This is a genomic window from Saccharomonospora cyanea NA-134 (assembly GCF_000244975.1).
GTDB lineage: Bacteria > Actinomycetota > Actinomycetes > Mycobacteriales > Pseudonocardiaceae > Saccharomonospora > Saccharomonospora cyanea.
This window is the reverse complement of sequence record NZ_CM001440.1, coordinates 3,065,163-3,079,398: the sequence shown is the minus strand read 5'-3', so window position 1 is coordinate 3,079,398 and position 14,236 is coordinate 3,065,163. Positions and strand designations below refer to the sequence as shown.

Here is a 14,236-nt window from a genome sequence, read left to right as displayed (position 1 = left end):
GTCTCAGGCGTCGACGGACAGGGTGTTTCATGAAGCTCCTCGTCTAGACGATGATGGGGTTATGAGGCGTGCAGCTCGATCAAGGTCGCCGGGTTGCCGTCGTCGGATTCACCTACCGGTGTGTGTTCGCCGGGAGCGAGGTCGATGGCCTGGACCTCGTCGTCCACTGTGATCCGGCCTGCCACGTTGTGGTCGTCTGCCTGGACGAGATAAACGCGAGGAATCTCCATCGTGAGCCAACCACGTTCGCCGATCACCTGATAACAGGAACTGCCGACAGTGACACTGTCCACCCGGATAACGTCGACGTCGGTGGTGCAGTCGACCAAAACGATATTCCCGTCACCTTGAATAAGTCGAATTCCTCTATCGGAAAAGATCTGATCGGCGCCCGGATAATAGTAATCTTCGACCGCAGGTGGTGGGGTTTCAGAAATGGACTCCATTGTTGGACCATTGTCGTTTTCCGGTGTCGCGCCTGCCACGCCAGCTGTTAATGCGGCGGCAGTGGTCAATATTAGAGCTGAATGGAACTTCAATCGGTGTCTCATGTTACTCCGCATGATCTTCCCCAGGAACGGTTATGAACGCATCTCGACGTAGGTGTGCGCGCCAGTGGGAATGAGGGTGATCTCTATCACCCGGCTGTCCCCCATAAAGCCGATTGCTGTTGTTAAGGCTGCCCTGAAGTATTGGCGAACGCGATGGCAGTGCATTTGTTACGAAAGGGTCACGTTTTGAAAATGGTTACGTACCTGCGCCGAAGATCGCATGATGGGATTGGCGTGGGATTAATTTTCGGTATCGTTTTGAGTGTGTTGATGAGTAGCGTGGGCACCGCCCCGGCAGCCTTGGCGCAAGCGCGGGCGGTCATGCCGGAAGACCGGGCCGCGGTCATGCAGATGTGGCTTGAGGGTGGGGAAGCCATGCGCGAGGCGGCGGGTGCGGCTTTGGCGGGCAGCGATGCCGAGCTGCGGGAGTTCCTCGACAACGGGGCCGAGCAGGCGCATCACCAGGACCTTCGGGACCGGGTGGTGTGGATGATGGAGAACGGTGGCCCGGCCATGAAGGTTGCGGCCAATGACGTTCTCGAAGTTGACACGACTGAAGCTTTGGAGTCGTTCCTGCAAGAGGAGTTCCGGTCCTACTACCACAACGATCTTCGTTTCCGCGCCGCGCAGACGAAGGCTGCTGGTGGGGAGTTGGTGCAGCAGGCTGCCGAGGAGGCACTGGATGCCGACACGGAGGAGGCGCTCGAGGCGTTCCTGCAGGAGGGGTGGGTTCAGCCCCATCACACCGATTTGCGACTGCAGGTAGCACGCGCCAAGGCCACCGGCGGGCCCTATGTGCAGGACGCCGCTGAGGAGGCGCTGGACGCCGACACGATCGAAGCCCTCACACTGTTCCTGGAACATGACTGGGAAGTCGCCCAAGCTCGCGACGAAGAGACAGCTACGGTCACCGAGCTGGTCGAGCGCGCTGAGAAGGCTGGTGAGCAGGCCCACGAGCACACCGTCGCCGCGGAACAGGCCACCGAGCGTGCGGTCAAGGCAGCGGAGCAGGCCAAGATCGCTACGCAGCGAGCGAGAGATGAGACTGAGGCTGCGCAGGGTGACGCACGGAAGGCCTCCGCGGCCGCTGGCGAAGCCGCGAAAACCGCCCGGCAGGCAGCAGCCGCAGCACGCACCGCGATCAGCGCAGCGAACGCGGCGGAGAACGCAGCCAGGGTCGCGGCCCGCGCTGCCTCACATGCCGCCTCGGCCGCGAGCATGGCAGGCGGAGCAGCCGCACGTGCGTACTCGGCCGCCTCAGCAGCGGCTTTGGACGCGAGACAGGCTGAGGCTGCACGTAACGCTGCCCAAGTAGCCCGTAACGCTGCGGTAGGAGCGACGAGGGCCGCTGAAGCGGCCCGTTATGCCGGTGTCGCAGCACAGCAAGCTGCCACTGCAGGGCAGGAGGCGGCCAGCGCCGCTGCTAGTGCCGCAGCAGCTGGCAGCGCGGCAAGCGAGGCTAGTCACTATGCGAACGTCGCCGACAGACAATCTCGGTTGGCAGCGGCTGCAGGCGCGGAGGCCAACGAACAAGCGGCCCGCGCGCAAACCGCCGCCAATAGTGCTGCGAAACTCGCGAATCGGTCTGTTACTGCGGCCAATCATGCCGCGGAGGCAGCAGAATCCGCCGCTCGGCACGCCAACAGCGCTGCCGATGCGGCTGACGAGGCTGCTGACCATGCGGGTGAATCTTCCGACGCGGCTGGGGAAGCCACCGAGCACGCTAATGCTGCGATCGAAGCCGCCAACTCTTCAGTTGCGGCGGCTACGCAAGCTCAGGAGGTTGTTGAACTAGCTCGACAAGCTGAAGCGGCCAGAGTCGAACGTGACAAGCAAGACCTGATCGACACGGCCCAAGAAGCCAAGAACGTGTGGCGAGCCAACCAAGATCTCTTGGGTTGGGACGCTGAGGAACAGCAGCGCCTTTCCGACGAAGTCATACAGCTTCTCGCGGCAGCAACCGCGCCAGACGCCGACGACGACACTGTGTTGTCGAACGGGCGCCGGGCAGCCGTCATCATCCTCTCGACCGGGGGGCCTGGAGTCGTCAAGCGGCCAAACACGCACTGACCGGTACCGACGCCGACGTCCGCCAGTGGCTCGCGTCCGGACGCGAAGCAGCTGCAGCACAGGACGACCGTGCAACGGTGGCGACGCTCGTCGAACTTGGTGAACCCGAGGAACTTCGTCGAGCCGCCGAAGAGGCTCTCAACGGCACCGATGCCGACGTACGCCGGTTTTTGGCCGACCGGGACTACGAAAACCGTGACACATACGATCGTCTGGCCGCGGCCCGTATCAAGGCGAGTGCCATCGGACCGGCCACTACGGAAGCCGCTGAAGCAGCACTCGACGGTACCGTCGAAGACGTGCGGCAATTCCTCGCCGAAGGCCAGTACGCCGCACGTGACAATGACATGCGCTTCAACGCCGCTAGGGCCAAGGCCGATGGTGGACCGCGGACTCAAGCCGCAGCCGAAGCTGCGCTGCAGGGCCCGCCGGGATGGACTGAGCAGTTTGTGCTCTCGGGGCAGTATTTTTCCCAACAGCGTGACGCGCAAGCTGTAGCACACGCTGCTGAAATGGACCGGCTTGTCGCTCGTGGTCTGCAAGCGGCCAATCAGGCGGTTCAGGATGCCAGCCTTGCGGCCGAGGCGGCAGCCGAAGCTCGCGGAGCAGCACAAGAAGCCGCAAACTACGGAAGGCAAGCCGAGAGTTCGGCGGCCGAGGCCGCGAACTTCGCCAGCCAGGCTCAGGACTCGGCAGCCCGCGCGGCGACGTCTGCCCAGCGAGCACAGAAGGCGATGAGATCTGCGCAGAAGGCTGCCAACGAGGCGAAGCAGAGTGCGCGCGCAGCCGATGTATCGGCAGTCCAGGCATACCGTTCAGCGAGGGATGCCCGGGACTACGCCAACTACGCTTACGATGCGGCTGAGCAAGCACGCGCGGATGCCCTCGCCGCGGGGCTCGACGGCGCTGCTGCCGCCGCGGCGGCGGAGGAAGCGCGGCAAGCCGAGATCGCGCTCCGTCTTCAGGAGTTCCAGCAGAGACGACTGAATCGGCCAGAGATCACGGAGCAAGACATCCAACTGCTGGCGAACGAGGTATCGGACCTCAGTTCTCTCATCTCCTTCATGATGAAAGAAAACCCGAATTACGGAAGCTATGAAGATTGCTTCGCGAAGACGTACCTCAACGTTTACTGTGTGGGTGTTGCTGGTTATCCGAAAGAGATCTTGGAAGAGAGGAGACTTAAGGCGCTCATCAACGAGGAGGTTGAACGTAGGCTTGAAGAAGAACGGCCAAGCTGGTGGAGTTGCACGCTTGACTACGCATCCTCGGGGGCGGCAGCTGGTGCAGGTGGGGGGCTGCTGACCAGTCTTCTAACTGGCCCAGGGGTACTGCCGGCGACGCTCGGCGGCGGAATCGGAGGTCTGCTCGGCGGTGGAATATACGGCGGTTTCAAATGCTGATATCTAACTGGCAAGGCGGCGCTGGGTCCGTCTATAGGGCGATCTAGCGCCGCCGCCTTGCTTGCTCGCGACAAACTTGAAGCTGATGATGACAAACTGAGGCGGTTTCTGTGGCCCACTCCTACTTGAGGTTCCCCGAGAACTTCCTTCCGTTCGATGGAGAGAAAGTTCTGGTGACATACCTTGCGAACCGCAAGCAGAGTCCACTCCGGCTGGTTGGCGGAAGATTGTACTTGACGAGTCATCGAATCCTATTCTCGCCGAATAAGGCAGAACAGGTGCTTGCTGCAAAAGAATGGTGGGCGCTGGGGCAAGATGTGATCGACGTCAGTGTAGTTCCACGAAGGTGGCGCGAATATCTCGGAGGTGGGGGGCGAAAGAGGATGAAAGTAGACTTGCGCTCCGGGGCAAGTGAGTTCTTCGTGGTAAACGGCCCGGAAAAGATCGTGGAAGAAGTGCAACGATGGCGATCGACATTCGACAGTAACGGACAGGAGTAGCTCATGACGCACCTTGCTGCCTCGTTGTGCGAGGCAGCAAGGTGCGGCTTTGGCGGAGGCGCCTCACCCCACGGCGCTGCGGACGAGCAGGGCGAGCGCGCTGACGGCCGCGACGGTCAGCACGGCCACGCGCATGCGTTGTCCGTGAAGGAACCGGCGTGCGGGTCCGGAGAGCAGGAAACCCGCGACGAGGAACGGCAGCAACCACAGCACGGTCGTGAGCTGTGAGAAGTGGATCTGCCCCGCGAGCCCCAGCGCGAGTAGCGACAGCGACGACCCGGCCGCGAAACAGGCTGCGAGCGTGGCTCGGATACGGGGCCCGGACTCGTGCTGGTAGAGCAGGGCGATCGGTGGTCCGCCGATGGACGACGCCGTGCCGAACGTTCCGCTCGCCACGCCCGCGACCAGCAGCGCACCCGGCGTCGGCCTCGGCGTCCACGACACCAGCGACAGCAGCACGCACACCAGCACGGCGCCACCGACGATCGCCGAGAACGGGCGCTCCGCGAGCAGCGCCACCGCCAGCACGCCCAGCGCCGTGCCGGGCAGCCGACCCACCATCACGTACCCGACGCCGCGCCAGTCGACGTCGCGGTACTCCCGCCCCAGAGCCAGGGCCGCATGAGCCAGTGCGACCACCAGCAGCGGCACCGGGACCAGCCGGGGATCCACCAGGGCCAGCAGCGGTGCGGCGACGAGGTTCAGGCCGTAGCCGACGGAACCCTGCACCAACGCCCCGGCGAACACCGCCGCGCCCGCCAACAGGACCTCCGGCACGAACCCGTCTCCCTTCGACAGCACGGCGGCCCACCACGCGCATCACGTGGTGGGCCGCCGTGTCGACCGTTCCTACCGAGCTGTCGGATCAGGCGTTCGTCATCTTGCGCAGCACGTACTGCAGGATGCCGCCGTTGCGGTAGTAGTCCGCCTCACCCGGCGTGTCGATGCGCACGACCGCGTCGAACTCGACCTTGCTGCCGTCGTCCTTCGTGGCCGTCACGTGCACCGTGCTCGGGGTCTCGCCCTCGTTGAGCTTGGTGATGCCGCTGATGTCGTAGGTCTCCGTGCCGTCCAGACCCAGCGAGTCGGCGGAGGAGCCCTCCGGGAACTGCAGCGGGATCACGCCCATGCCGATGAGGTTCGAGCGGTGGATGCGCTCGAACGACTCGGCGATCACGGCGCGCACACCCAGCAGGCGCGTGCCCTTGGCCGCCCAGTCACGCGACGAACCGGAGCCGTACTCCTTGCCGCCGAGCACCACCAGCGGGATGTCCTGCGCGGCGTAGTTCTGCGCGGCGTCGTAGATGAACGCCTGCGGGCCGCCTTCCTGCGTGAAGTCCCGCGTGTAGCCGCCCTGCACGTCGTCGAGCAGCTGGTTGCGCAGACGGATGTTGGCGAACGTGCCGCGGATCATCACCTCGTGGTTGCCGCGACGCGAGCCGTAGGAGTTGAAGTCCTTGCGCTCGACGCCGTGCTCGGTGAGGTAGCGGCCCGCGGGCGAGTCCGCCTTGATGGCACCGGCCGGGGAGATGTGGTCGGTGGTCACCGAGTCACCCAGCTTCGCGAGCACCCGGGCACCGGCGATGTCGGTGACGGGCTCCGGCTGCGCCGTCATGCCCTCGAAGTACGGGGGCTTGCGGACGTAGGTGGACTCGGAGTCCCAGTCGAAGGTCTTGCCCTCCGGCGTGGGCAGGGACTTCCACCGCTCGCCGCCGTCGAACACGTCGGCGTAGTCCTTGGTGAACATCTCCTGCGTGATCGCCGAGTCGATCGTGTCCTGGATCTCCTGCGGCGACGGCCAGATGTCCCGCAGGTAGACGTCGTTGCCGTCCGAGTCCTGGCCGAGCGGCTGGTTCTCGAAGTCGAAGTCCATCGTCCCCGCCAGGGCGTAGGCGATGACCAGCGGCGGCGACGCCAGGTAGTTCATCTTGACGTCGGGGTTGATGCGGCCTTCGAAGTTGCGGTTGCCCGACAGCACCGACACGACGCTGAGGTCGTTCTCCTGCACCGCGGCCGAGACCTCCTCGGGCAGCGGACCGGAGTTGCCGATGCAGGTGGTGCAGCCGTAGCCGACCAGGTGGTAGCCGAGCTTCTCCAGGTACGGCCAGAGACCGGCCTTGTCGTAGTAGTCGGTGACGACCTGCGAGCCGGGGGCCATGGAGGTCTTCACCCACGGCTTCACCGACAGGCCCTTCTCCACCGCGTTGCGGGCGAGCAGCGCGGCGCCGAGCATCACCGACGGGTTCGAGGTGTTGGTGCAGGAGGTGATCGAGGCGATCACCACGGCGCCGTGGTCGAGCACGAACTCGCCGCGGTCGGCCGAGGTCACCTTCACCGGCTTGGAGGGGCGGCCGTTGGAACCGGTGGCCGCCGAGTGCACCGGCGCGCCGCCGCGGTCCTCCTGGATGCCGTCGGCGATGTAGCCGGGGGAGTCGCTGGCCGGGAACGATTCGGCGGACGCCTCGTCGACGAGCGACTGCGCACCCTCCGGACGCTCCTGCTGGGGCACCCCGGACTTCCGCTCGGCGGTCCCGGTCACCTCGCCACCGACGTAGTCGGGCAGGGTGGCGCGGAACGACGACTTGGCGGCGCTCAGCTCGATGCGGTCCTGCGGACGCTTCGGGCCTGCGATCGACGGCACCACGGTCGACAGGTCGAGCTCCAGGTACTCGGAGTACTCGGCCTCCCGGCTCGGGTCGTGCCACAGGCCCTGCTCCTTGGCGTAGGCCTCGACGAGCGCGAGCTGCTCGGCGGAACGGCCGGTGAGCTTCAGGTAGCGCAGGGTCTCGTCGTCGATCGGGAAGATCGCGGCGGTGGAGCCGAACTCGGGGCTCATGTTGCCGATGGTCGCGCGGTTGGCCAGCGGCACCGCGCCAACGCCCTCGCCGTAGAACTCGACGAACTTGCCCACCACACCGTGCTTGCGCAGCATCTCGGTGATCGTGAGCACGACGTCGGTGGCGGTGGCACCCGCGGGGATCTCGCCGGTCAGCTTGAAGCCCACGACGCGCGGGATCAGCATCGACACCGGCTGGCCCAGCATGGCGGCCTCGGCCTCGATGCCGCCGACGCCCCAGCCGAGCACGCCGAGCCCGTTGACCATCGTGGTGTGCGAGTCGGTGCCCACGCACGTGTCGGGGTAGGCCTGGCCGTTCCGGGCCATCACGGTGCGAGCGAGGTGCTCGATGTTCACCTGGTGCACGATGCCCGTGCCCGGGGGAACGACCTTGAACTCCTCGAAGGCGTTCTGACCCCAGCGCAGGAACTGGTAGCGCTCGCGGTTGCGCTCGTACTCGATCTCGACGTTGCGCTCGAAGGCGTCGGCGCGACCGAAGACGTCGATGATGACGGAGTGGTCGATCACGAGCTCGGCGGGCGCGAGCGGGTTCACCTTGTCCGGGTCGCCGCCGAGCTCGGTCACCGCCTCACGCATCGTGGCGAGGTCCACCACGCACGGAACGCCGGTGAAGTCCTGCATCACCACGCGCGCGGGGGTGAACTGGATCTCGATGGACGGGTCCGCCTTGGGGTCCCAGTTGCCGAGCGCGCGGATGTGCTCGGCGGTGATGTTGGCGCCGTCCTCCGTTCGCAGGAGGTTTTCGAGCAGAATCTTCAGGCTGTACGGAAGACGCTGCGACCCCTCGACCTTGTCCAGGCGGAACACCTCGTACGAGGCGTCACCGACCTGGAGCGTGTCGCGGGCGCCGAAGCTGTTCTTGCTGGCGGGTGCAGTCACGTTCACTCCAGTGGCGGCGGTTGTTCGGGTAGGAGCAGGTCGAGTGTCGCCCACCCCCATCACGCCCGCAGAGATGAGCTTCCCTTCAGCCCTGCCCACTAAACCGTACGCTTGTCCTTTTTCTGGTCATGGTCAGGATAGCTCACGGGCCCGGTACCGAGGTGTGGTAGCCGGGCCCGTGATCGTCTCGTCGGTCAGCCGGGCAGCATCGCCCTGAACTCCTCCGGGGTGAGTTCGCGGTAGAGGCCCAGGCCGAACTCGCCGTAGGTGCGCAGCGGGCTGACGTAGTGTTTGCCGTCGACCTCGGTGGTGACCACGCCGAGACCCTGTTCGGCCAGCACCTCCATGGTCCGCCCGATTCCGGCGACGGGGACGTCGGGACCGGCGTTCTCGACGATCGCCTGCGCCAGGTCGGCGCCGCAGAAGCGCTGGGAGCCCTCCGGGGCCGTGAGGTCGTAGCAGCCGCCGTCCTTGGTGACGGACAACCGTCCCTTGCCGGGGGCCTCCAGAGTCAGCGCGGTGAGCGTCGCCCGGGTGCCGTTGGTGACCGGGGTGTTCTCCGTCCGCAGGTCGACGACCTTGATGCCGGACGGCGTCGCGCCCTCGGAGGCGAGGGCGTCCACCAGCAGCGGGCCCACGTCGTGCAGGACGGCCATCTCGTCGGGCGGCAGCAACTCGATCACCCGGTTCAGATCGGCGTCGAAGGCCGCCTGCACGAGCTGGCGCACGGCCTCGGTGGGAGAGTCGGCGCCGCGGGCCGGGATCGACTCCTGCGGCCACGACAGTCCCTCCGAGGCGAGGGCGTTGTCGGCGATGGTGTGGAAGAGGCTCGGGTACCACTCGCCGTCCACGTTCACGGTCGCGATGCGGATGGGGGCACCCGACTGCCGGACGAGTGTGCCGATGTCGAAGGTCTGGCTTCCGGACGTCGCGCCCGCTCCGCCCGCGGCGGCGACCATCGCGTCGAGGTACTCCTGCTCCAGCGGTAGTTCCGCGAGGTTCGCCTCGACGGTGAGCGTGCCGCCGGTGAGCTTCGTGATGGCCAGGCGGTCGTTGACGCGTTCGGTGGCCTCGGTGTCGAAGACCAGGTTCTTCGCGGTGAGGCTGATGCCGGAGAACGCCGACGGATCGGCGTCCGGGCTCAGCATGCCGAGCCGCTTGAGCTCGTCCACACCGTCCTGCAGCTGGTCTCCGAGTGCGGAGGCCTCACCGGGAACCAGGGACTGCGCGACACCCAGCAGGTCACCGTTGCCCAGCGCGTTGATCAGTCGGCTCGCCGCCTCCTCGGGGGTGCTCGCGCCCGAGGCCACCGACTCGCGCTCCGACAGCACCCACCACGTCGCGCCACCGCCCAGGGCGAGCACGAGTGCCACGACGAGGCCCACCACCAGGCCTCGCTTGCGCCCGCGCTGCGGCGGTTGCGAGCCGGGCAGCACGACGCCCGGCTGAGGCTGCGTGTACTGGGCGCCTCCGTGGTGCTGGACTCCGTACTGCGGAGGCTGCACCGGTCCGGGCTGGCCGTACTGCGGGGCCGCGGGCGCCCCCGGTGAGCCCTGCGAGTGGGGGTCCGGTGGCGGCTGTGGCGGCTGTGGCGTCTGTGGGGGCCACTGTTGTCCGAACTCAGGCGTGCTCACTGCGTCACCTGTCCTGGATCTCGTTCTGGGTGTGTCGTCCTGCTCGACGGGCCGCGAGGAACAGTCCGAGTCCGCCGAGGAGCGCGAGGACCGAGCCGGTTGTCGCGGTCACCGGGCCGACAGGCGTGATCCTGATCAACCCGGCCACGTCGGGGACTTGGACGGTGACCACTGCCGCGACGGTTCCCACTGTGAGCCCGATCATCGCGGTGAGGACCGCGGCGGTGCGCCACAGAGCCAGCACGATCAGGGCCACGCCGAGCGTCGTGGCGATCACGACGCCGCTCCAGGCACGCAGCGCCAGTTCGACGGCGGGGCCTGGTACGAGCACATGCTCGATCACCGCGGCAGCCGCGTAGCTGTCGCGCTCCACGGAACCCGACGCCAGCCACGGCAGGAACGTGCCGACGACCGTGACGGCGAGGCCGACCACGGCGAGCGCGCTCCAACCGGCGACCGCCCGACTCGCCGCTCCCCACCGGGTCACTGAACGCATGTCGTTCCCCCTGTCGGTCGCTGTCGTGGCCGCCGGCCCGCCGTGTCGCTGGTTCTGGGTGACGATCGGACGGTGGAGGCCGTCGTTCCCGGGCGGCCCCGTCCGTGTCGTCCCGGTACGCTACGGCGAGCCGACACCCCACGTCACCCGGCTGGTGGAGTAGTGACCGACCCTCGATCCGAGCGCCCGCGACCGGCCGGGATCGTGCTCGCCGGAGGAGCGGCACGCCGGATGGGCGGGGTGGACAAGGCGATGCTCCGAGTCGGAGGGACCCCGCTGTTGCACCGGGTGGTCGAGGCTCTGCGTGACGTCGACCCGGTGGTCGTCGTCGGCCCCCGGCGCGAGGGACTACCGGGTGTGCGCTGGACGCGGGAGGAACCACCGGGCTCAGGTCCGGTCGCGGGGCTGGCCGCCGCGCTCGCCGTGCTCGAGCACCGCGTCGACACCGTCGCGGTGCTCGCCGCCGACCTGGCGGGTGTGACGTCGAACACAATCACTCGGTTGGTGGCCGCCCTGGACTCGGACGAGGAGGCGGACGGTGCCGTGCTCGTGGACGCGGACGGGCGAAGGCAGTGGCTCGTCGGTGTGTGGCGCAGGCGGTCGCTCGACACGGCCGTGCCGGCCGATCCCCGTGGCGCGTCGTTGCGTGGCACCCTGGGAGCGTCGTCCATTGTGGAGGTCCCAGCGCTCGCGGGCGAGGCCCACGACGTGGACAGCCCGGACGACCTGCGCCCCTGACCGAGAGCTTCACAGCCGTCACACCGGCGGAGGTGTTTGCTTGGCCTGACACGGTCGTGATCAGCCGAGCTCCGGCACCCGGTACGGTCACGGGGCACGCACCAAAGGTCGCCAGCGAGGAGGTAGGTGTGACCGAGCCCGGCACCCCGGCGCGGGACGCGCAGTTGCTGGAGCGCACCGTGTTCGAGGTGAAGCGCGTCATCGTCGGGCAGGACCGGCTTGTCGAGCGCATGCTGGTGGGTCTGCTGGCCAAGGGGCATCTGCTGCTCGAAGGTGTGCCCGGTGTCGCGAAGACGCTCGCGGTCGAGACGTTCGCCCGTGTGGTGGGCGGGTCCTTCTCCCGCGTGCAGTTCACGCCCGACCTCGTGCCCGCCGACATCCTGGGCACGCGGATCTACCGGCAGTCGAGCGAGAAGTTCGACGTCGAGCTCGGGCCCGTCGTGGCCAACTTCGTGCTCGCCGACGAGATCAACCGCGCACCCGCCAAGGTGCAGTCGGCGATGCTGGAGGTCATGGCCGAGCGGCACGTGTCGATCGGCGGCGAGACCTTCCCCATGCCACACCCGTTCCTCGTGCTGGCGACCCAGAACCCCATCGAGAACGAGGGTGTCTACCCGCTGCCGGAGGCGCAGCGCGACCGCTTCCTCTTCAAGATCGTCGTCGAGTACCCGTCGGCGGAGGAGGAACGCGAGATCGTCTACCGGATGGGTGTGACGCCGCCGGAACCCCAGCAGGTGCTCAGTCCCGACGAGCTCGTGCGGCTCCAGGACGTCGCCTCGCAGGTCTTCGTCCACCACTCGCTCGTCGACTACGTCGTGCGGCTGGTGCTGGCCACGCGCAAGCCGGGTGAGCACGGGCTCGCGGACGTCGCGGGCTGGGTCTCCTACGGTGCCTCGCCGCGCGCGAGCCTGGGCATCATCTCCGGTGCGCGGGCGCTGGCACTGGTGCGCGGACGGGACTACGTGCTTCCGCAGGACGTGGTGGACATCGTGCCGGACGTGCTCCGGCACCGGCTCGTGCTCTCCTACGACGCGCTGGCCGACGGTGTGCCGCTGGACCACATCGTCAACCGCGTACTGCAGGCTGTTCCGCTGCCTCAGGTGTCGGCCCGGCCGCAGGGGCCGGGCACGGGGCCCGCCGTGGCGGCAGGTGTGCCCGGCAGGTAACGGGCGGCCATGATCGAACGAAGCGACGTCAGAGGGGACCGGCCCGCGTGGGCGCCCCCGATCCTGCGTGGCGACCGGCTGGAGGCGGGGCTGCGCACCCTCGAGCTGGACGTGCGGCGGCGGCTCGACGGTCTCCTTCAGGGCAACCATCTGGGGCTCGTGCCCGGCCCGGGTTCCGAACCCGGGGAGGCGCGGCCGTACCAGCCCGGCGACGACGTGCGGAGGATGGACTGGGCCGTCACCGCCCGGACCACCACCCCGCACGTCCGTGAGACGGTCGCCGACCGCGAGCTGGAGACGTGGGTGGTCGCCGACCTGTCCCCGAGCCTGGACTTCGGCACGGCCGTGTGCGAGAAGCGCGATCTCGTGGTGTGCGCCGTCGCGGCCGTCGCCCACCTGACCGGAGGTGGTGGGAACCGGATCGGCGCGCTGCTGTCCAACGGTGCCGAAACGGTGCGCGTCCCGCCCCGCGGCGGGCTGGGCCACGCGCGTGACCTCGTGCGTCGCGTCGCGACGCTGCCACGTGCGGAGGAGGGCACGCGCGGTGATCTCGCCACGCTCGTGGACAAGCTGCGCCGCCCGCCACGCAGGAGGGGTCTCGTGGTCGTCGTGTCGGACTTCCTCGGCCCCGTCACCTGGGAACGGCCCCTGCGCGCGCTGTCGGCGCGGCACGAACTGCTGGCCGTGGAGGTGCTCGATCCGCGCGACGTCGACCTGCCCGAGGTGGGTTCGGTGGTGCTCGCCGACCCAGAGACGGGGCGGCAACGCGAGGTGCACGTCTCGGCGCTGCTGCGCAAGGAGTTCGCCGCCGCGGCGGGCGCCCATCGCGCCGAGGTCGCGCGGGTGATCCGGCAGGCGGGGGCGGGGCATCTGGTGTTGCGCACGGATTCCGACTGGATCGCCGACGTGGTCCGGTTCGTCGTGGGTCGTAAGCGAGGGTGGTCGGGGGCTGCCTCATGAGTGTGTCGGGATTCTCCGCGCCGTGGTGGTTCCTGCTGGTGCTGGTGATCGCGGCACTGGTCGCGGGTTACGTGCTCGCGCTGCGGTCGCGCCGCAGGCGCACCATGCGGTTCACCAACCTGGAACTGCTCGAAAGGGTCGCGCCGCGCAGTCAGGGGCGCGTGCGGCACGTGCCGGCCTCGCTGCTCGTGGTGTCGCTGCTGCTGCTGACGTTCGCGCTGGCGGGACCCACCGCCGAGGAGAAGGTGCCGCGCAACCGCGCCACGGTGATGCTGGTGGTCGACGTGTCGCTGTCGATGGAGGCCACCGACGTCCAGCCGACCCGGCTGCGGGCCGCACAGGACGCCGCACGCTCGTTCGCGCAGAACCTCACCCCCGGGGTGAACCTCGGCCTCATCTCGTTCGCCGGAACGGCGACCGTCCTCGTGGCCCCCACCACCGAACGCGAGGGCGTCGTTCACGCGATCGAGAACCTCAAACTCGCACAGTCCACCGCCACGGGCGAGGGGATCTTCGCGGCGATCCAGTCGATCGAGAGCTTCTCCGCCGTGGTCGGCGGCGCCGAAGAGCCCCCGCCCGCGCACATCGTTCTCATGACCGACGGCAAGCAGACCGTGCCCCAGGACGAGTACGCACCGAGGGGTGCCTTCACCGCCGCCGGGGTGGCCAAGCAGAAGAGCATCCCCGTGACCACGATCTCGTTCGGGACGTCGTACGGCAGCGTGGACATCGAGGGCAAGCGTGTCCCCGTGGAGGTCGACGACACGTCCATGCGGGAGATCGCCCGACTGTCCGGGGGTGACTTCTACAAGGCCGCCACCGCCGAGGAGCTCAAGAAGGTCTACGACGACCTCGGCGAGCAGATCGGGTACGAGACCAAGGAGGTCGACGCCAGCAGGCCGTGGGTGGCGCTCGGCACCATCGCGCTGATCGGCGCGGCCGTGAGTTCGCTGCTCATCGGCCAGCGCCTGCCGTAGGCCCC

At 67.7% G+C, this 14,236-nt stretch carries 11 protein-coding genes; 6 read left to right on the top strand and 5 right to left on the bottom strand.

Going from position 1 to position 14,236, the window contains the following annotated elements:
- Positions 1-59 precede the first annotated feature (59 nt).
- Complete coding sequence (locus SACCYDRAFT_RS26400) at positions 60-515, bottom strand: hypothetical protein (RefSeq protein ID WP_157606513.1); 456 nt, start codon at positions 513-515, stop codon at positions 60-62.
- 177 nt (positions 516-692) lie between these two features.
- Between SACCYDRAFT_RS26400 and SACCYDRAFT_RS25930 the strand changes: the two genes are divergently transcribed.
- Both SACCYDRAFT_RS25930 and SACCYDRAFT_RS25925 read left to right on the top strand, forming a co-directional pair.
- The gene (locus SACCYDRAFT_RS25930) at positions 693-2,621 is read left to right on the top strand and encodes an ALF repeat-containing protein (RefSeq protein WP_157606512.1); all 1,929 of its coding nucleotides are present in this window, start codon (positions 693-695) and stop codon (positions 2,619-2,621) included.
- A 77-nt stretch (positions 2,622-2,698) separates the two neighbouring features.
- A complete protein-coding gene (locus tag SACCYDRAFT_RS25925) occupies positions 2,699-4,024 on the top strand; it encodes an ALF repeat-containing protein (protein ID WP_005457174.1) in 1,326 nt (441 codons plus the stop codon).
- 563 nt (positions 4,025-4,587) lie between these two features.
- Here SACCYDRAFT_RS25925 and SACCYDRAFT_RS14430 read toward each other — a convergent pair.
- From SACCYDRAFT_RS14430 to SACCYDRAFT_RS14415, 4 genes are all read right to left on the bottom strand, one after another.
- On the bottom strand, positions 4,588-5,325 hold the full coding sequence (locus tag SACCYDRAFT_RS14430; protein WP_005457172.1) for a sulfite exporter TauE/SafE family protein: 738 nt from the start codon (positions 5,323-5,325) through the stop codon (positions 4,588-4,590).
- A 64-nt stretch (positions 5,326-5,389) separates the two neighbouring features.
- A complete protein-coding gene (locus SACCYDRAFT_RS14425) occupies positions 5,390-8,260 on the bottom strand; it encodes an aconitate hydratase (protein WP_005457170.1) in 2,871 nt (956 codons plus the stop codon).
- A gap of 194 nt (positions 8,261-8,454) precedes the next feature.
- Complete coding sequence (locus tag SACCYDRAFT_RS14420) at positions 8,455-9,894, bottom strand: hypothetical protein (RefSeq protein WP_005457168.1); 1,440 nt, start codon at positions 9,892-9,894, stop codon at positions 8,455-8,457.
- Between the two features lie 4 nt (positions 9,895-9,898).
- On the bottom strand, positions 9,899-10,390 hold the full coding sequence (locus SACCYDRAFT_RS14415; RefSeq protein WP_005457166.1) for a hypothetical protein: 492 nt from the start codon (positions 10,388-10,390) through the stop codon (positions 9,899-9,901).
- A 162-nt stretch (positions 10,391-10,552) separates the two neighbouring features.
- On the opposite strand from SACCYDRAFT_RS14415, the gene mobA reads away from it, so the two are divergent.
- The 4 genes from mobA (at position 10,553) to SACCYDRAFT_RS14395 (ending at position 14,231) form a co-directional block, all read left to right on the top strand.
- Entirely contained in the window at positions 10,553-11,128 is a 576-nt protein-coding gene (mobA, locus tag SACCYDRAFT_RS14410) for a molybdenum cofactor guanylyltransferase (RefSeq protein WP_043536503.1), read from the top strand.
- Between the two features lie 128 nt (positions 11,129-11,256).
- Positions 11,257-12,294, top strand: a complete 1,038-nt coding sequence (locus SACCYDRAFT_RS14405; protein ID WP_005457163.1) for an AAA family ATPase — start codon at positions 11,257-11,259, stop codon at positions 12,292-12,294.
- A gap of 9 nt (positions 12,295-12,303) precedes the next feature.
- Positions 12,304-13,254: a DUF58 domain-containing protein gene (locus tag SACCYDRAFT_RS14400; RefSeq protein ID WP_005457161.1), complete on the top strand. Its 951-nt coding sequence runs from the start codon at positions 12,304-12,306 to the stop codon at positions 13,252-13,254.
- The gene (locus SACCYDRAFT_RS14395; RefSeq protein WP_005457159.1) at positions 13,251-14,231 is read left to right on the top strand and encodes a VWA domain-containing protein; all 981 of its coding nucleotides are present in this window, start codon (positions 13,251-13,253) and stop codon (positions 14,229-14,231) included. Before SACCYDRAFT_RS14400 ends, SACCYDRAFT_RS14395 begins: the two co-directional genes overlap by 4 nt.
- Positions 14,232-14,236 lie beyond the last annotated feature (5 nt).

What these genes read in the sequence shown, in the direction of transcription:
- SACCYDRAFT_RS14395 (WP_005457159.1), top strand. Translation starts at nt 13,251, where the DNA reads ATGAGTGTGTCGGGATTCTCCGCGCCGTGGTGGTTCCTGCTGGTGCTG.
- SACCYDRAFT_RS14415 (WP_005457166.1), bottom strand. Translation starts at nt 10,390, where the DNA reads ATGCGTTCAGTGACCCGGTGGGGAGCGGCGAGTCGGGCGGTCGCCGGT.
- SACCYDRAFT_RS14400 (WP_005457161.1), top strand. Translation starts at nt 12,304, where the DNA reads ATGATCGAACGAAGCGACGTCAGAGGGGACCGGCCCGCGTGGGCGCCC.